The sequence below is a fragment of the Streptomyces sp. NPDC053665 genome (assembly GCF_055585285.1).
This window is the reverse complement of sequence record NZ_JBVJKK010000005.1, coordinates 173486-190366: the sequence shown is the minus strand read 5'-3', so window position 1 is coordinate 190366 and position 16881 is coordinate 173486. Positions and strand designations below refer to the sequence as shown.

Below are 16881 nucleotides of genomic sequence, written 5' to 3'. Positions count from 1 at the left end.
CATGAGCACCACCACCGCCGTCGCCCCGCTGACCACGCAGGACGCGGACGCCCTCGTCACCGCCGCCGGCCGTGCGGCCGAGGCCGCAGGCGTCACCGTCAGCATCACCGTCCTCGACGCGGGAGGACACCTGCTCGCCTTCCGGCGTGACGACCGGGCCGTGCTGATCTCCGGTGAGACCAGCACCCGCAAGGCCTACACCGCCCTCCAGCTGAACGCGCCCACCGCCGACCTCGTGGACGCCGTGCAGCCCGGCGGCCCCTTCCACACGCTGCCCACCGCGCTCGACCGGCCTCTGCTGTTCATCGCCGGCGGCGTACCCGTGCACCGCGACGGCCGCCTGATCGGTGCGATCGGCGTGGGCGGCGGCGCTCCGGAGCAGGACCACGCCTTCGCCACGGCGGCCGTGGAATCTCTCGCCTGACCCGGCTCCCACAGCGTGAACGCCGGCTCCCTCGTCCCAGGGGAGCCGGCGTTCGTCGTCTCGGAACGTCAGCCCGCCGCCACCGTGACCGGAGCGAACCGCCGGCTCCAGTCCCCGGGCAGCTCGGTGATGCCGTACGTCATCACCGCGTTGAAGGCGATGGAGTCCAGGCCGCGTTCCTTCACCCAGGCCAGGAGGTCTTCGTGCCGCACGTCGATGTCGGTGCGCAGGGGGCGATCGGTGTGGGCGGCGAGAGAGGCGATGAGGGCCTGGGCCACCGCCGTGTCCCGGGCGATGAGAGGGCCGACGACATGAGTGGCCATGTTCGGCCACGCGGCCGCGTAGCCGATGATCCGCCCGTTCTCCTCGGCGACCCGCAGCTGGTCGGCGAAGGCGGGCAGCCGCGTGACGATGTGTGTGCGGTCCGCCCCGAAGACCTGCTCGTCGAGCCGGAGGATCGCCGCCAGATCCTCGGCGGTGGCCGCACGGGTGGCGACCTCGAGTTCGGGTCCGCCCGGGACGAAGTGCCCGCTCACCATCTCGGCCCGTCCGGTGACCTTGAAGCCGAGCTCCTCGTAGAGAGGCCGGCCGTACGGTGTGGCATGCAGAGTGAGAGGCGTGGTGCCCATCTCGGCCACGACGTACTGCATCAGACGGCGTCCCACACCCTGCCGAGCGTGCCGTCCGGCCACGAGCACCATGCCGATGGCGGCGAGGGCGGGACGATCCCTCGGGCCGTACTCGGTGACCACGCAGGCGCTCACGAGACCGCCGTCGGGATCATCGATGCCGTAGGCCTTGCCTGCTGTGAGCAGAAACTGCCACTTGTGCTCCTCCCGTGGCCACCCCCGGTCTTCGGACAGGTCGGCGCAGGCGGTGAGGTCGCGAAGCGTCAGACGGCGAACGGGCAGAGAGGCAAGGGAAGGAGTCGGCACGCAGGTCAGGCTGTCCGACGAAGACCCCCGGCGTCCACCTGTTTCGGTGGAGAGACGCGAGCTTTTGGCCAGTTGTAGCCGCTCGCACCACCTGCGGTCAGGCGCTGGTCGTTTCACGTGAAACACGGCGGAACAGCACCATGGCGCATTCCCGCTGGCGGGGCGGTCCTGGCCGGGTACTGACCACCGGTTCAGCCCAGGTCGGGTGCGTGCATGGCGCGGACACCCTCGATGTTGCCGTCCAGGTAGTGCCGCAGCGACAGGGGAACGAGATGCACCGAGGCGATGCCGACGCGGGTGAACGGCACGCGCACGATCTCGTACTCGCCGATGGGCTCGTCCACCTCGGGGCCATGGCGGAGCGAGGCGTCCATGGACTCCAGGTGACAGACGAAGAAGTGCTGCACCTTCACACCCGTGGCGCCGCCGTCGTCACCGATGTGCTCCACGGTGTCGACGAAGCACGGCACCACGTCGCTGATCTTCGCGCCGAGCTCCTCGTACACCTCCCGGTGCAGGGCATCGACGACGGTCGGGTCGTCGGCTTCGACCCCGCCGCCGGGCGTGACCCAGTACGGATCCACACCCGGCTTGGTGCGCTTGATCAGGATCAGGTCGTCACCGTCCAGGAGAACGGCGCGGGCGGTGCGCTTGACCACGGGTCGGACGGTCATGGGGGAAATGTGGCCCGGCTGGTTCCACGTGAAACATTGCCGCACAGGTCCGCAGGGTTTCGCGGGTGAGGCGGTGTTCCGTGCGCCCCGGTTACGAGGAACCGGGGGACGGTCCGAGCCATAAGGAAAGGGAGGCCCGGACCGTCCGCCGAAGGTTTCAGGGCCTCGACGCGTCCAGAGCGTGCAGCAGGTCCGCCACCAGGTCCTCCGGGTCCTCGGCGCCGACCGACAGACGGATGAAGCCTTCCGGCACCGCGTCCCCGCCCCAGCGCCCGCGCCGCTCCGCCGTGGAGCGCACGCCGCCGAAGCTCGTGGCGTCGTCCACGAGCCGCAGCGCCTCCAGGAAGCGATCGGCCTGCTCGCGCGAGGGCAGGGTGAAGGACACCACGCAGCCGTAGCGCCGCATCTGCTGTGCGGCGATCTTGTGCGACGGGTCCTCGGGCAGCCCGGGGTAGCGCAGCCCCGTCACCTCCGGGCGGTCGCGGAGCGCCTCCGCGACCGTCAGCGCCGTCGCGCACTGCCGGTCGACCCGCATCTGCAGGGTCGCGATCGACCGATGGGCGAGCCAGGCCTCCATCGGGCCGGGGATCGCGCCGACGATCTTGCGCCAGCGGCGCACCGCGGCCATGGCCTCGGGGTCGCGGCCGGCGACGTAGCCCAGCAGGACGTCGCCGTGCCCGGTGAGCTGCTTGGTGCCGCTGGCCACCGCGAAGTCGGCGCCCAGCTCCAGCGGACGCTGTCCCAGCGGGGTCGCCAGGGTGTTGTCGACGGCAACCAGGGCGCCCCGCGCGTGTGCCGCCTCGGCGAGCCGCCTGACGTCACACACGTCGAGCCCGGGGTTCGAGGGGGTCTCGATCCACAGCAGCTTGGCGCCGTCGAGGGCGTCGAGCTGGGCGTCACCGCCGGTCGGGGCGGTGCGCACCTCGACGCCGTACGCCTCCAGCTGTGCGCGCACGAGGGGGAGCGCCTGGTAGCCGTCGTCGGGCAGGACGCACACGTCGCCGGTGCGCAGCTGCGAGAAGAGCACCGCGGAGATCGCGGCCATGCCGGACGCGAAAACGAGCGTCTCGACGTCGTCGTGGCCGGGGGCCTCCAGCTCACCGATGGCGCGTTCCAGCAGCGTCCAGGTGGGGTTCTCGTCGCGCCCGTAGGTGTAGGGGCCGGTGGGGTCGCCGGGCAGGTGGAAGTGGGCGGCGAAGACGGGGCCGGGCAGGGTGGGCTCGTGCTTCACCGGTTCGGGCAGCCCGGCCCGCACCGCACGGGTGCCGTCCCCCGCAAGCGTGTGACCCGCAGCGGATTCGCTCATGCCGCTCTTCCTTCCATGTCCTCGCGCACTGCGGCGAGCAAGCCGTCGCTCGCCGCCTCCACCATCTCAAGACACGCGTCGAAGCCTTCGGCGCCCCCGTAGTAAGGGTCCGGAACGTCGGGGTCGTCGCCGGCGGCGGGGTCGTACGAGCGCAGCAGCCGTACCTTCCGTGCGTCCTGTTCCGTCGGGGCCAGGCGGCGCAGGTCCGCGAGGTGGCCGGAGTCGAGTGCGACCACCAGGTCGAGGCGGGAGAACCACGACGGCTGGAACTGCCGGGCCGTGTGACCGGTGGCGTAGCCGTTCTCCGCCAGGACCGCCGCGGTACGCGGGTCGGCGGCGTCGCCCTCGTGCCAGCCGCCCGTGCCGGCACTGTCGACCACCACCTCGCCCTCCAGCCCGGCTTCCGCGACGCGCGCGCGGAAGACGATCTCGGCCATGGGGGAGCGGCAGATGTTGCCCGTGCAGACGAAGCAGACGCGGTACGTCATGCCGCTCAGTCCCCGTCCGGCAGGACGACGTTCAGCGCCCAGGAGACGACCGAGATGATCAGGCCGCCCAGGACGGCGGTCCAGAAGCCCTCCACGTGGAAGCTGAGGTCGAACAGACCGGCCAGCCATGAAGTCAGCAGCAGCATCAGCGCGTTGACGATCAGCGTGAACAGGCCCAGCGTCAGGATGAGCAGCGGCAGGCTCAGCAGCTTGACGACCGGCTTGACCAGGAAGTTCACCAGCCCGAAGAGCAGCGCCACGACGATCAGCGTGCCGATCTCCTTGGCCGTGCTGTCACCGGTCAGGGTGATCTTGTCGAGCAGCCACACCGCGACGGCCAGGGCGCCCGCGTTGGCGATCGTCTTGACTAGAAAATTCTTCATGTGTCTGATCGTGGCAGACGTGATCGGACGCGGGCACAAGAGGCAGGGGCGGACAAGGCATGAAGGCATTCCGGCTGGACGAACTGGAGGCGGAGCGCGCCGCCAACGAGGGCGCCTACCTGCAGTTCCTTCGCGAGCAGAACATGTCGGTCGGCCTGTACGCACTCGACGCCGGCGAGCAGGATCCACAGAAGCCGCACCACCAGGACGAGGTCTACCTCGTGGTCAGCGGCCGCGCCTCGATCACCGTCGGCCTGGAGACGACCCAGGTGGCGCGCGGCAGCGTGGTCTACGTACCGGCGGGCGTGGCCCACAAGTTCCACCACATCACCGAGGACCTGAGGGTCGTGGTGGTCTTCTCTCCGCCCGAGAGCTGACGCGGCGCCTCGGGGTTCCCTAGGGGTTCGGTCAGGGGCAGACGGGGGGTGCGAGGCCCCCGCCGGGCACCCTCGCGGACCTAGCATCGAGTGCAGGACACCAGAGGTCCGCACAACCGACAGGACCCGGCACGAACGGGCGGAGAGGCAAGGACGAGGGCGATGCGTGAGATCTTCGCAGGACTGCCGTGGTGGGTGAAGTGGGTCGCGGTGCCGGTCATCGCCCTGGTCGTGTTCGGCGGACTCATCGCCAGCGTGGTCGGGTTCGTCATCGGACTGCTCTTCAAGCTGCTGGTCTTCGTGGCCCTGGTCGGCGGACTGATCTACGTCGTACGGAAGTTCACCTCGAGTTCTTCGTCCCGCAGCGACTGGTGAGACCCCTGGGACACCGGTGGGGGTAGAGGGAAACGGGTGGGATCATCGGTTCCCTCGGGCGGGGGAACATTCCCGCCTGGGCCGTCTGCGCGCGGTGGCGGGCGAATAGAGTCCTGAACTCGACGCGGGGACAACCCCGCGAGCGGCCCCCACCCGTGTTTCCCGCACGGTCTCCCCCTCGCGCTCCGGGAGTGACCCTTGGTCCCCGCCGACACCGCCACCGTCCACCTGCACGCGGTCCCCGCACAGCCCCGCTCGGCGGCGTCCGTCCCACCGCTGCCGCCCGCCGCAGCGCCGGCGACGCTCATCGGATCCGTGCAGCGCGCGATGCGTCTGCTGGAGACCGTTGCCCGGCACGAGTACGGCGCCCCGGCCAAGCAACTGGCCCGCGAGACGGGGCTGGCCCTGCCCACGACGTACCACCTGCTGCGCACCCTGGTGCACGAGGGATATCTGCGCCGGGACAAGGGGCTGTTCTTCCTCGGTGAGGCCGCCGAGCGGCTGGGCAGCAGCGGAGCACGGCAGAAACGTCGCAGCACGGTGGTGGACGCCCTCGCGCACTGGCGTGACACCCTCGGCGTGCCCGTGTACTACGCGGTGTACCGCGAGGGCGAGATCGAGATCATGTGCGTCTCCGACAGCCCCGGTACCCCGGCGGTGGAGGAGTGGGCCGACTTCCGCGAGACGGGGCACGCGCATGCCATCGGGCAGTGTCTGCTGTCCCAGCTCGACGAGGAGGCCCGGCGGGACCACCTCGACCGCTATCCCGTGCAGGCACTCACGCCGTACACGGTGCGGGACAGCCACAACCTGTTGAGGCGGCTGGAGCGGCTCCGGCGGATGGAGCCGGTGACCGAGCGTCAGGAGTACGCCCTCGGCGCGGTCTGCGCGGCGATCCCCCTCACCCTGGGCGCCACGGCCGCGACCGTCGCCATCTCGCTGCCGGCCCACCAGGAGCACCGTCTGCTGCCTGCGGCCCGGCAGTTGCAGTGCGAGATCGGCCGGATGCTCGGCTCGCTGGCGCTCTCTATCAGTATGTGAAAACTCACTCCTTGTGATCTGCTGTGTACGTTCAGCAAGATTCCTCCCAGTGTCAGAGGTTCGTACCCGGCCAGTCGACGGCGAATGACGGGGTTATCGATGCGCGAGTCCGTACAGGCAGAGGTCATGATGAGCTTTCTCGTGTCCGAGGAGCTCTCGTTCCGCATTCCGGTGGAATTGCGCTATGAGACCAGTGATCCCTATGCCGTCCGACTGACGTTCCACTTGCCGGGCGACGCCCCGGTCACCTGGGCTTTCGGGCGGGAGTTGCTGATCGACGGGGTCGGCCGGCCGTGCGGGGAGGGCGACGTGCGGGTCACGCCCGTCGAACCCGACGCGCTGGGCGAGGTGCTGATCCGCCTTCAGGTCGGCAGCGATCAGGCGCTGTTCCGGTCATCGACGGCCCCGCTGGTGGCCTTCCTCGACCGCACCGACAAGCTGGTGCCCCTGGGACAGGAAGGTTCCCTCGCCGACTTCGACGCCCATCTCGACGAGGCGCTGGACCGCATTCTCGCCGAACAGGGCGCCGGCTGACCGACTGTCCGCGCGGCACGGTGGAGGAACGCTTCACCGGGCGCCGCCGGACGGTTGCGGGAACGTTCTTGTGAGGTGCCGTCGGGACCGAGGGCGGGGCGCCGCCGTCGATGAGGCGGGTGTCCCCCGGGCGCGCGTCAGCGCTTGCGGCGGCGGCCTCTGCCTCCACGCGCGGGTGCGGCGGTGGCCTCCGTGGCCGGCTGCGATCCCGGACGGTCCGCGGAGACCACGAGCGCCGCCAGGGCCGTGGTGACCGGCACCGAGGCGACCAGGCCGATCGAGCCGACCAGCGTGCGCACGATCTCCTCGGCGACCAGCTCGCTGTTGGCGACCGTCCCCACACTGCTCTGCGCGATCGAGAACAGCAGCAGCAACGGCAGCGCGGCACCCGCGTAGGCCAGGACGAGCGTGTTGACGACCGAGGCGATGTGGTCGCGGCCGATCCGGATGCCCGCGCGGTAGAGCCCCCGCCAGCCCATCGTGGGATTGGCCTCGTGCAGTTCCCACACCGCCGAGGTCTGGGTGACCGTCACGTCGTCGAGCACGCCGAGCGACCCGATGATGATCCCGGCGAGCAGCAGACCGCTCATGTCGATCGTCGGGTAGAGGCCGTGGATGAGGCCGGTGTTGTCGTCGGTGTTGCCGGTGAGGGCGGCCCAGTCGATGAACACCGAACCCAGGACGCCGATCAGCAGCAGCGAGATGAGCGTGCCCAGCACCGCCACGGAGGTCCGCGCGGACAGGCCGTGACACAGGTACAGCGCGATGAGCATGATCGCGCTCGAGCCGACCACCGCCACCAGCAGCGGATTCGAGCCCTGCAGGATCGCGGGCAGGATGAAGAAGTTCAGCACCATGAAGCTGATGGCCAGCGAGATGAGCGCCATGAGGCCCCGCAGCCGCCCGACGACCACCACGGCGACCGCGAAGATGCCGGCGAGCAGGCTGAGGGGCAGCCCCCGGTCGACGTCCGTGACCGAGTACTGCAGATCCTTCGGCGCGGAGGGCTCGTAGGCGACCACGACCCCCTGGCCCTCGCTCAACTGGCGGGACTGGTCGGGCTGGATGATCTCCGTGAACGTGCGGCCCTCGTCCGGGCCGGTGTCGACCCGGATCGTCGCCCGCTTGCAGGTGCCCTCCTCCTGCTGCTTCGCGGACGAGCCCTCGGCGGTGGAAGTGTCGCCGGTGGGCGGGACGCCCTGCGCTCCGGCCTCCTTGCAACTCACCTCCACGACCTTGGTCACCGTGGCCTGCTGTGTCTGCCGGTCGAACCCGACGCCCGTGCGCTCGTGGCCCGGCGCACCGCCCGGCCACAGCACGGCCAGACCGATGAGTACGGCCGCCGCGAACGGGATCAGGACAGCGGCGATGACCTTGCGCAGATGCTGCGAGACGGGAGCGGCCGGGCCGTGGCTGTGCGAGTGCCCGTGCCCGCCCCCCGGAGAGGGACCGGAGCCGTGGCCGCCTCCCTGGCCGCTTCCGTGGCCGCCCCCGTGTCCGGGTCCGCCGTGCCCGTGTCCGGGTCCGCCGTGCCCGTGTCCGGGTCCGCCGTGCCCGCCGCCGCCGTCGACGCCGCCGTGGTCGGCACCATGGCCGTGCCCGCCGCCGTGGCCGGCTCCGGAACCGTTTCCGTCGCCGGGGCGGAAACCCGTGCCCGGCTCGTAGCCCGGTCCCGCGCCTGACCCCCGCTCAGCTCCCGGGCCCTGCCCGAAGGCACCCGACGGTCCGTGCCCCGGCCAGTCACCCTGGAGTGGCTCCGGCGGCGGCACCGCCGCAGGACCGCGTCCCCGCTCCATGCCCGGCCCATGGCCGGAACCGGCGGCGAAGTCGTGGTCGCCTCCCCGGCCGTTGCCGTTGCCGTTGCCGTTGCCGGCGCCGGGTCCGCGGGGCGGCTCGGGCGGTGGGTAGGGGGAGCGATGCGTGGTGGTCACCCACCGATCATCGCAAGAACGAGGGGGGCCCTCTGGTCACCGCGCCAAGATTGCCGCTAGCGTGGAGTCACCTTTTGTACACGCGGGAGCTCGGAGCACCGGGCTGAGAGGGCGCTGACCTTCGTCCCAGCGATGTTTCACATGAAACATCACCGAAGTCGGGTGATGTTTCCCACGGAACGTCGGAGGACGGAAGCCGCTGCGTCGACCGCCGAACCTGTTACCGGGTAATGCCGGCGTAGGGAGTAGGTCTCATGACCAACAAGGACGCACGCACGCCTGCCTCCGTTCAGGACGCACAGTCCGAGGAGGCCGGGAAGTCCATCGGCTGGCACAAGGCGTACCTCGAGGGCAGCCGCCCCGACCTGCGCGTGCCTGTCCGGCAGGTGCACCTCACCAATGGGCAGTCGGTGACGTTGTACGACACGTCCGGCCCGTACACCGATCCACTCGTCGAGACCGACGTGCGCAGGGGTCTGGCCCCCCTGCGCGAGAACTGGATCGTCGCCCGCGGCGACACCGAGGAGTACGCGGGCCGTCCCGTCCGTCCCGAGGACGACGGCATCAAGCACACCTCGCCCCGCGGCGGCCTCCGCAACCTCGACGCCGTCTTCCCCGGGCGCCCGCGCCAGCCGCGCCGCAGCCGGGACGGCAAGGCGGTCACGCAGCTCGCCTACGCACAACGGGGCGAGATCACCCCGGAGATGGAGTACGTGGCTGTCCGGGAGAACGTGGCACCCGAGGTGGTGCGGGACGAGATCGCTGCGGGCCGCGCCGTTCTGCCGGCCAACGTCAACCACCCGGAGATCGAGCCGATGATCATCGGCAAGAGGTTCCTGGTGAAGGTCAACGCCAACATCGGCAACTCGGCGGTGACGTCCTCCATCGAGGAGGAGGTCGAGAAGATGACCTGGGCGACCCGCTGGGGTGCCGACACGGTGATGGACCTGTCCACCGGCCGCAACATCCACACCACGCGCGAGTGGGTGCTGCGCAACTCCCCCGTCCCCATCGGCACCGTGCCGCTCTACCAGGCCCTGGAGAAGGTCGACGGCCGCGCCGAGGAGCTGACCTGGGAGATCTACAAGGACACGGTCATCGAACAGGCCGAACAGGGCGTGGACTACATGACCGTCCACGCGGGCGTGCGCCTCGCCTACGTGCCGCTCACCGCGAACCGGAAGACCGGCATCGTCTCCCGCGGCGGCTCGATCATGGCTGCCTGGTGCCTCGCGCATCACAGGGAGTCGTTCCTGTACGAGAACTTCGAGGAACTCTGCGAGATCCTCGCGGCGTACGACGTCACGTACTCGCTCGGTGACGGCCTCCGGCCCGGTTCCATCGCGGACGCCAACGACGAGGCCCAGTTCGCGGAGTTGAGGACGCTCGGGGAACTCAACCGGATCGCGAAGCGTTTCCACGTACAGACCATGATCGAGGGCCCGGGGCATGTCCCGATGCACAAGATCAAGGAGAACATCGACCTTCAGCAGGAGATCTGCGATGAAGCCCCGTTCTATACGCTCGGCCCGCTGACCACCGACGTCGCGCCCGCGTACGACCACATCACCTCCGGCATCGGTGCCGCGATGATCGCCTGGTGGGGCACGGCGATGCTGTGCTACGTCACGCCCAAGGAGCACTTGGGCCTGCCGAACCGCGACGACGTGAAGACCGGCGTCATCACGTACAAGATCGCCGCCCATGCGGCCGACCTCGCCAAGGGGCACCCGGGCGCCCAGGAGTGGGACGACGCCCTGTCCGACGCCCGCTTCGAGTTCCGGTGGGAGGACCAGTTCAACCTGGCCCTCGACCCGGACACGGCCCGGGAGTTCCACGACGAGACGCTCCCTGCGGAACCGGCCAAGACGGCCCACTTCTGCTCGATGTGCGGCCCGAAGTTCTGCAGCATGAAGATCTCGCAGGACATCCGCCGGGAGCACGGCGGCAGCCGGAGCGAGATCGAGGAGGGCATGGCCCAGAAGTCCAAGGAGTTCGCGGCGAGCGGGAACAGGGTGTACCTGCCGATCGCGGACTGAGCCGGCTCACGCAGGCCCACGGTCCCCTGAATAGGACAAGATCACGCGCGGTGTGATCGCAGTCCCTACCATGCCTGGCATGGGTGGGGTTGACGTGGCCAACGGAGTCGTCGGTGCCGTGCTGGGGATGCTGTGCGCGGTGCTCTTCCAGCAACCGCTGCAGGACGCCTGGTACAGGCTGCGTACTCGCTCCATGAGGGCGGTACGCAGCCTGCGGCAGCGAGAGGAGTCCGGCCCTGCGTGGCGGACCTTCTCCCTGGGTCCCCTTCACACGTCCGCCCTGATCGTGGAGGGGGACGGCGAGTCGTCCATAGCCAACGACTCCGTCTTCGTCCAGGTACTCGACGAGGAGATCCGGCTGCCCGCGGACATGGCGGGCTGGCGGGAGGAGATCGAGGCGGAGAGCGTGCGCCTGCGGGCAGAAGGCCGGACTCCCCTGTGGAACGGTTCACGCTATGCGGTCGAGTCCTTCGACGTGTCCCGGACCGCTCTCGACGAGCAGCCCGAGATCCACCTGCGGTTGCGCCCGACGGACTACTACACGTTCCTCGCGGCCCAGCAGCTCGATCGCCGGCTGGCCGACGGCACGACCCCGCGCACCCGCTATCTCGACCCGGACGATCCGCTGCGGGCCCCCGCGTTTCTGCACTGCAGTTTCGCCGTCAACATCGCGGTGGTGACCGCTGACGACATGCTGGTGGTCAGCCGTCGAAGCGACCGGGTTCGCATGGCCCCGGGCGTGTGGAACTCCTCCGTCAACGAAGGGCTGTCCCGGCACATCGACTCGTCGGGCCGAAGCGCCCCCGACCTGCACGGCGTCGCCCGGCGGGGTATGCGGGAGGAGCTTGCGATCGAGCCGAACGAGTACGCACTCGAGTTGCTGGCCTTCGTGCTGGACCTCGACAAGCGTCATTGGAGCGCCCACTTCCAGGCCAGGCTGACGGACTTGACCTGTGAGGGGCTGCAATCACGCATGAGCCGCGGGGTCGCGGACCGATGGGAACACCAGGCCATCGACTACGTGCCTTTCCGCCCTGCGCCGGTCATCAAGTACATGCTCCGTGCCGATCGCATCCATCGGTGGGCTCCACTCGCCCCCGCCCTTTTCCATCTCGCTCTGGTGCACACCTACGGGCGCACGTCGGTCGAGAGGGTGGCAGCGCAGATCGTCCGGCGCCTGTCGTGAAACCGGGACCCCGCTTCCCGGCGCCCGGGTCGTCCGGGAAGCGCGGTCGTCGGGCGCCCGTCGGGGGGCGGGCGCCCGGGGCTAGTCCGGCTGGTGCTCCGGGCCCCCGAAGTCCGGGCTCGTGTAGTCCGGGCTGCTGAAGCTCGGCCGCGAGCCGCGGCCCCCGTCGTCCGGGCTGGAGAAGCCCGGGCGGTCGTACCCCAGGTGGGGCATGCGGCTGACCGGTGCCGAGGGCGCGGGGTGGTGGAGCGCGGCGGCCGCGCCGGGGTCGGCGAGCGCCTCCCGCAGGAACGGCAGGATGCCCCGCTCCAGCAGGGCCTCGCGCCATGCCTCCCGGGCCCGGTCGACCTCTCTGCGCAGCTCGCCGTACGGGCCCGTGTCGGCCGTCGGCTTGTTGCGCAGGGCGGTGAGCAGCAGCCCGACCGCGGCGACCAGGATGGCGACCGCGGTCACCGCGCCGAACACCCAGCCGGTGGTGAGCATGGTCCGGGCGAATCCCTGGTCGGGGTCGATCATCCGCAGGATGTAGCCGACGAGCAGGAAGATCGCGGCGGCGGTGCCGGCCAGGACGGGGGCGAGCACGGCGACGACGGCGACGGCGCCCGCGCCGGCGGTCTCGGCGGCGACCTCGCCCACGGTCGCGGCCAGCCCGGCCGCGCCCGAGCCCTCCTCGGACGAGCCCGTGTCGCGCACGGGCGCCGAGGCGGACGGGGCGGGCTGACGGAGTTCGTCGCGGAGCTTGACGTAGTGCTGGTACTCGGCCGACGCGGCGGCCGTGATGAGCGCGGTGGCGTTCAGCGCCATGGTGCGCAACTGCTCGGAGTTGAGCCGCTGTCCGAGGGCGGACAGTTCCGGACGGTGTGGGGCGGAGCGCAGCGCCTCATCGAGGACCCGCTCGTACTCCTGGCGGTCCTCGCTCAGCAGGTGCTGCGGAACGCTGTTCATGTGCATCCCCCGATGCTCCGTAGGGCTTGGGGCTCGGCATGCTGACGAGCCGTCGGGCAGAAACGGAGGGGAGCCTGCTACGGATAAGCCGATGGTAGAGCGGTGACGGTGTGCGGTGACAGGGGGTTTACCGAAATTGGCCCCCCGTGGGAGGGGCCCCGGGGACGGCCGCTGCCGCCCGGTGAACGGTCAGGTGGCCAGGGGAAGTTGCTGGACCAGCAGTTTCCCGGCCATCGTCACGCCGCCGTCCATCGCGATGGCCAGCCCGTCGGCGTAGACGTGCGGACCCTCGACGACGGGGTCGGTGGCCTCCTCGTCCTCCTCGGAGCCCGCCTCGCCCAGCAGGTACGGGATCGGGCTGTGGCCGTGGACGATGCGGGTGCCGCCGTAGGTGTCGAGCAGCGAGCGCACGGCGTCGGCGCCGCCCTCGTCGCGGAAGGAGAACCGCTTGGTGAACTTGCGGAACAGGTCCCAGACCTCGTCGGCGTCGTTGCGCGTGAGCGTCTCGCGGACGGTGTCGTTGACCTCCTCGATGGAGCGGCCGTAGTCGAGGTAGGCGGTGGTGTCGGAGTGCACGAGCAGGTGCCCGTCCACCTCCTCGACGGCGTCCAGGCGGGCCATCCACTGCAGGTGGTGGTCCTGGAGGCGGTCCATGTCGGTCTTCTGGCCGCCGTTGAGCAGCCAGGCCGCCTGGAAGGTGGCGGTGCCGGCCCCGGAATTGACGGGTGTGTCGCCGAAGCGCTTCGCGCCCAGCAGCAGCAGCTCGTGGTTGCCCATGAGTGCCTTGCAGTAGCCGCCGGCGGCGGCGGCCTCGGCGGACAGCCGCATGACCAGGTCGATCACACCGATGCCGTCCGGGCCGCGGTCGGTGAAGTCGCCCAGGAACCACAGCCGGGCGGTGCCCGCGCACCAGTTGCCGGCGGTGTCGAGCAGGCCCTTCTCCTGCAGGGCGGCCACCAGCTGGTCGAGGTAGCCGTGGACGTCACCCACGACGTACAGCGGGCCCTGCCCGGTGGCGGCGGACTGCGGGGCGGCGGCGGCTTCGGGTTCGACGGTCACCTGGACAGTGTCACCCCGGTTCACGACCGGAAGGTCGCGCTGGGTCGGCGTGTAGCCCTCCGGATACGTCTCGGCGGGCGGCGGGGTGACCTCGCCGGGGTGGACGCTGTGGACGTACGGACCGGTCTCGTGGACGTACGCGGGCACCCGGAAGTCGCGCAACGTCGCCGTCCGCTCCACCGCGGGTCCCTGACCGGCCCCCTGAGTCATCGACCCCTCCACCATCGCGCCGCATCTGCACCGCATCGGACTGCCTGGTCGTAGCGGCCCGCCGGTGTCGTGGGCCCATCATAGGAATGCGGATCGCGCCATGTGATGACCCAGGGGTGGTGAATCGGACCAAGACTCCGGTTCGCCGCGGCTTTCGCCCCGATTACGCCGGACTTCCACCACCGTGGGACCGTCCTCGCGCTTGTTCTCTTCGCGAGAACGATCCCGTCTCTCCGGGGGACCGGGCCCGTTTCCCCGGGGAGTGCGACCTTCCGTCACCCGGGAGCGGCCACCCGGAGGCAGCCGGCCGGGAGCAGCCACCCGGGAGCAGTCACCCGGGAGCGGGGCCTCACATCTCCTCGGGCGACCGCGGCGGGCTGACCGTCGTGCGCGGCGGCCGGCGCTGGGACGACGTGCGCACGATCAGCTCCGTCGGTATCACCTGCTCGACCGGCTGCTCCGACTCGACGCCCTCGATGGCGTCGATGAGGAGCTGGACGACCGCCGTGCCGATGCGCCGCGGCTTCAGGGAGAGCGTGGTGATCGGCGGTTCGGTGTTCGCGTAGACGGTGGATTCGCTGCAGCAGACGAGCAGCAGGTCCTCGGGGACGCGCAGGCCGTAGCGCCGGGCGGCGGCGAGCAGGTCGGTGCCGTTCGGGTCGAACAGCCCGTAGACGGCGTCGGGGCGGTCGGGCCGGGCGAGCAGCCGGTCGGCCGCAACGGCCCCGGCGCACGGGTCGTGCGCCGGGTAGGCCTCGTAGACCGGGTCCTGGCCGACGCGCTCGCACCAGCGCAGGTACGCGGTGGTGGACAGGTGGGTGTAGGTGTCCGTGCTCGTGCCGGTCAGCAGGCCGATGCGGCGGGCGCCGGCGTCGGCCAGGTGGTCGAGGATGCCGAGCACGGCGGCCTCGTGGTCGTTGTCGACCCAGGCCGTGACGGGCAGCGCGCCGGCCGGGCGGCCGTCGGAGACGACGGGCAGACCCTGCCGGACGAGTTCGCCGACCACCGGGTCCTGGTCGGAGGGGTCGATGACGACCGTGCCGTCCAGCGCGACGTTCGACCACACGTCGTGCCGGGAGGTCGCGGGCAGGATGACGAGGGCGTAGCCGCGGGCCAGCGCGGCGGAGGTGGCGGCCCGTGCCATCTCGGCGAAGTACGCGAACTCGGTGAAGGTGAAAGGTTCATCCCCGTACGTCGTCACGGTCAGGCCGATGAGGCCCGACTTGCCGGTGCGGAGGGTCCGGGCGGCGGCCGAGGGCCGGTAGCCCAGCCGGTCGGCGACCTCTCGGACATGCCGCCGGGTGGCGTCCGGGAGCCGGCCCTTGCCGTTGAGGGCGTCGGAGACGGTCGTGATGGAGACTCCGGCGGCGGCGGCCACGTCTCTGATACCCGCCCGACCCGGCCGGCTGCCTCGCCGTGAGGTTTCCGCGCGGCTCACCTGGTGCTTCCCTGCTGCTGTCATGGCGAGCCGATAGTAGGGCTCATGCGGTGGGGTAGGGCGGACGCATATGCACGCGTTGACAGACACGTTTCTGCATGATCATTTGGCGTCAATTGCCTGCGAAGCAAAGGGGGTTGAGCGCTCCCATGGCAGTACGTGACGTGGTGGCGCGTGCGTACCTGCCCCGTGGCGGATGTTGCGAAGAGGTCTCAACTCACCTGCACGGGTGATGCGCGCCAGGGCGTGCACCACCGGCGCGTAGATATATGTGCGGCGCGCCCCCGGATTCGTACGCCTTCATACGTCGATGCCCCGGATGCCGGTGGGCTGCCGGGCCCCTCGCACGGTCGCTTCGCCGTGGCTATACGCAGCGGCGCCGAATCCTCATAAGGTGAGGAGTATTGGATGTCGGCGGCGGTCATGGGCCGCCGGTCTTCACGAGGAGGACTGCGGTGAGCGAGACGAGCCCCAAGCTGCGCGCCGAGCTGGAGGGGATCCCCACCTACAAGCCGGGCAAGCCCGCTGCGGCCGGGGGACCGGTGGCCTACAAGCTGTCCTCCAACGAGAACCCCTACCCGCCGCTGCCGGGCGTCATGGAGACCGTGACGGCGGCGGCCTGCACCTTCAACCGCTACCCGGACATGGCCTGCACGGCGCTGATGAACGAGCTGTCCGAGCGGTTCGGCGTGCCCCCTACCCACCTGGCCACCGGCACCGGGTCGGTCGGCGTCGCCCAGCAGCTGATCCAGGCCACCTCCGGTCCGGGCGACGAGGTGATCTACGCCTGGCGCTCCTTCGAGGCGTACCCGATCATCACGCAGATCAGCGGCGCGACCTCGGTGCAGGTGCCGCTGACCTCGGGGGATGTCCACGACCTCGACGCGATGGCGGACGCCATCACCGACCGGACCCGGCTGATCTTCGTCTGCAATCCCAACAACCCGACCGGCACGGTCGTACGCCGGGCGGAGCTGGAGCGCTTCCTCGACCGGGTCCCCGGTGACGTGTTGGTGGTGCTCGACGAGGCCTACCGCGAGTTCATCCGCGACCCCGAGGTGCCGGACGGCATCGAGCTGTACCGGAACCGGCCCAACGTCTGCGTCCTGCGCACCTTCTCCAAGGCGTACGGCCTGGCCGGCCTGCGGGTCGGGTTCGCCGTCGCCCACGAGCCGGTGGCGGCCGCGCTGCGCAAGACCGCGGTACCGTTCGGGGTCAGTCAGCTCGCGCAGGAGGCGGCGATCGCCTCGCTGCGGGCCGAGGACGAGCTGCTCGGACGGGTCGGTTCGCTGGTGTGTGAGCGCACGCGCGTGGTCGACGGGCTGCGCACCCAGGGCTGGACCGTGCCGGAGACGCAGGCCAACTTCGTGTGGCTGCGGCTGGGGGAGCGCACGGTCGGCTTCGCGGAGGCCTGTGAGCAGGCGGGCGTGGTGGTGCGACCGTTCCCGGGCGAGGGTGTGCGGGTGACGGTCGGCGAGGCCGAGGCGAACGACATCTTCCTGAAGGTGGCGGAAGGGTTCCGCAGGGAGCTCTGAA

At 70.5% G+C, this 16881-nt stretch carries 17 protein-coding genes; 8 read left to right on the top strand and 9 right to left on the bottom strand.

The features are described from left to right. The first annotated feature begins 1 nt into the window (after window position 1). Complete coding sequence (locus ACZ6ZN_RS20950) at window positions 2–424, top strand: GlcG/HbpS family heme-binding protein (RefSeq protein WP_469648320.1); 423 nt, start codon at window positions 2–4, stop codon at window positions 422–424. A 68-nt stretch (window positions 425–492) separates the two neighbouring features. Here the strand turns inward: ACZ6ZN_RS20950 and ACZ6ZN_RS20945 are convergent, their stop codons facing one another. From ACZ6ZN_RS20945 to ACZ6ZN_RS20925, 5 genes are all read right to left on the bottom strand, one after another. Then, a complete protein-coding gene (locus tag ACZ6ZN_RS20945) occupies window positions 493–1359 on the bottom strand; it encodes a GNAT family N-acetyltransferase (protein WP_469648317.1) in 867 nt (288 codons plus the stop codon). Window positions 1360–1550: 191 nt separating this feature from the next. Continuing rightward, complete coding sequence (locus ACZ6ZN_RS20940) at window positions 1551–2033, bottom strand: NUDIX domain-containing protein (RefSeq protein WP_451875973.1); 483 nt, start codon at window positions 2031–2033, stop codon at window positions 1551–1553. A 157-nt stretch (window positions 2034–2190) separates the two neighbouring features. Then, the gene (locus ACZ6ZN_RS20935; RefSeq protein WP_451875974.1) at window positions 2191–3339 is read right to left on the bottom strand and encodes a cystathionine gamma-lyase; all 1149 of its coding nucleotides are present in this window, start codon (window positions 3337–3339) and stop codon (window positions 2191–2193) included. Further along, window positions 3336–3827, bottom strand: a complete 492-nt coding sequence (locus ACZ6ZN_RS20930; RefSeq protein WP_469648314.1) for a low molecular weight protein-tyrosine-phosphatase — start codon at window positions 3825–3827, stop codon at window positions 3336–3338. The genes ACZ6ZN_RS20935 and ACZ6ZN_RS20930 overlap by 4 nt, the downstream gene beginning before the upstream one ends. 5 nt (window positions 3828–3832) lie before the next feature. Continuing rightward, window positions 3833–4210, bottom strand: a complete 378-nt coding sequence (locus ACZ6ZN_RS20925; RefSeq protein WP_398109202.1) for a phage holin family protein — start codon at window positions 4208–4210, stop codon at window positions 3833–3835. A 59-nt stretch (window positions 4211–4269) separates the two neighbouring features. Here ACZ6ZN_RS20925 and ACZ6ZN_RS20920 point away from each other — a divergent pair, with 59 nt between their 5' ends. The 4 genes from ACZ6ZN_RS20920 (at window position 4270) to ACZ6ZN_RS20905 (ending at window position 6537) form a co-directional block, all read left to right on the top strand. Next, window positions 4270–4587, top strand: coding sequence for a cupin domain-containing protein (locus tag ACZ6ZN_RS20920; protein ID WP_369196851.1), 318 nt, complete (start codon window positions 4270–4272; stop codon window positions 4585–4587). A gap of 162 nt (window positions 4588–4749) precedes the next feature. Continuing rightward, window positions 4750–4962 carry a DUF5326 family protein gene (locus ACZ6ZN_RS20915; RefSeq protein ID WP_333931721.1) on the top strand — a complete coding sequence of 71 codons (213 nt, stop codon included), beginning with the start codon at window positions 4750–4752 and terminating at the stop codon, window positions 4960–4962. 276 nt (window positions 4963–5238) lie between these two features. Further along, a complete protein-coding gene (locus tag ACZ6ZN_RS20910; protein WP_398109359.1) occupies window positions 5239–6003 on the top strand; it encodes an IclR family transcriptional regulator in 765 nt (254 codons plus the stop codon). Between the two features lie 99 nt (window positions 6004–6102). Then, on the top strand, window positions 6103–6537 hold the full coding sequence (locus tag ACZ6ZN_RS20905; RefSeq protein WP_031115219.1) for an SsgA family sporulation/cell division regulator: 435 nt from the start codon (window positions 6103–6105) through the stop codon (window positions 6535–6537). Window positions 6538–6674: 137 nt separating this feature from the next. Here ACZ6ZN_RS20905 and ACZ6ZN_RS20900 read toward each other — a convergent pair whose 3' ends face one another. Then, the gene (locus tag ACZ6ZN_RS20900; protein ID WP_469648311.1) at window positions 6675–8468 is read right to left on the bottom strand and encodes a YibE/F family protein; all 1794 of its coding nucleotides are present in this window, start codon (window positions 8466–8468) and stop codon (window positions 6675–6677) included. Between the two features lie 254 nt (window positions 8469–8722). Between ACZ6ZN_RS20900 and thiC the strand changes: the two genes are divergently transcribed. Together thiC and ACZ6ZN_RS20890 are read left to right on the top strand one after the other, a co-directional pair. Then, window positions 8723–10507: a phosphomethylpyrimidine synthase ThiC gene (thiC, locus tag ACZ6ZN_RS20895; RefSeq protein WP_469648309.1), complete on the top strand. Its 1785-nt coding sequence runs from the start codon at window positions 8723–8725 to the stop codon at window positions 10505–10507. A 79-nt stretch (window positions 10508–10586) separates the two neighbouring features. Then, window positions 10587–11693, top strand: a complete 1107-nt coding sequence (locus tag ACZ6ZN_RS20890; RefSeq protein ID WP_469648306.1) for a hypothetical protein — start codon at window positions 10587–10589, stop codon at window positions 11691–11693. Window positions 11694–11774: 81 nt separating this feature from the next. On the opposite strand, the gene ACZ6ZN_RS20885 is transcribed toward ACZ6ZN_RS20890, so the two are convergent. The 3 genes from ACZ6ZN_RS20885 to ACZ6ZN_RS20875 form a co-directional block, all read right to left on the bottom strand. Continuing rightward, on the bottom strand, window positions 11775–12644 hold the full coding sequence (locus ACZ6ZN_RS20885) for a hypothetical protein (protein ID WP_469648302.1): 870 nt from the start codon (window positions 12642–12644) through the stop codon (window positions 11775–11777). A 183-nt stretch (window positions 12645–12827) separates the two neighbouring features. Beyond that, complete coding sequence (locus ACZ6ZN_RS20880; RefSeq protein ID WP_451875980.1) at window positions 12828–13922, bottom strand: metallophosphoesterase family protein; 1095 nt, start codon at window positions 13920–13922, stop codon at window positions 12828–12830. A gap of 334 nt (window positions 13923–14256) precedes the next feature. Next, window positions 14257–15369, bottom strand: coding sequence for a LacI family DNA-binding transcriptional regulator (locus tag ACZ6ZN_RS20875; RefSeq protein ID WP_469648299.1), 1113 nt, complete (start codon window positions 15367–15369; stop codon window positions 14257–14259). A 431-nt stretch (window positions 15370–15800) separates the two neighbouring features. On the opposite strand from ACZ6ZN_RS20875, the gene hisC reads away from it, so the two are divergent. Further along, window positions 15801–16880 (top strand): histidinol-phosphate transaminase, encoded by a 1080-nt coding sequence (gene hisC / locus ACZ6ZN_RS20870; protein WP_469648297.1) that lies wholly within the window; start codon window positions 15801–15803, stop codon window positions 16878–16880. Window position 16881 lies beyond the last annotated feature (1 nt).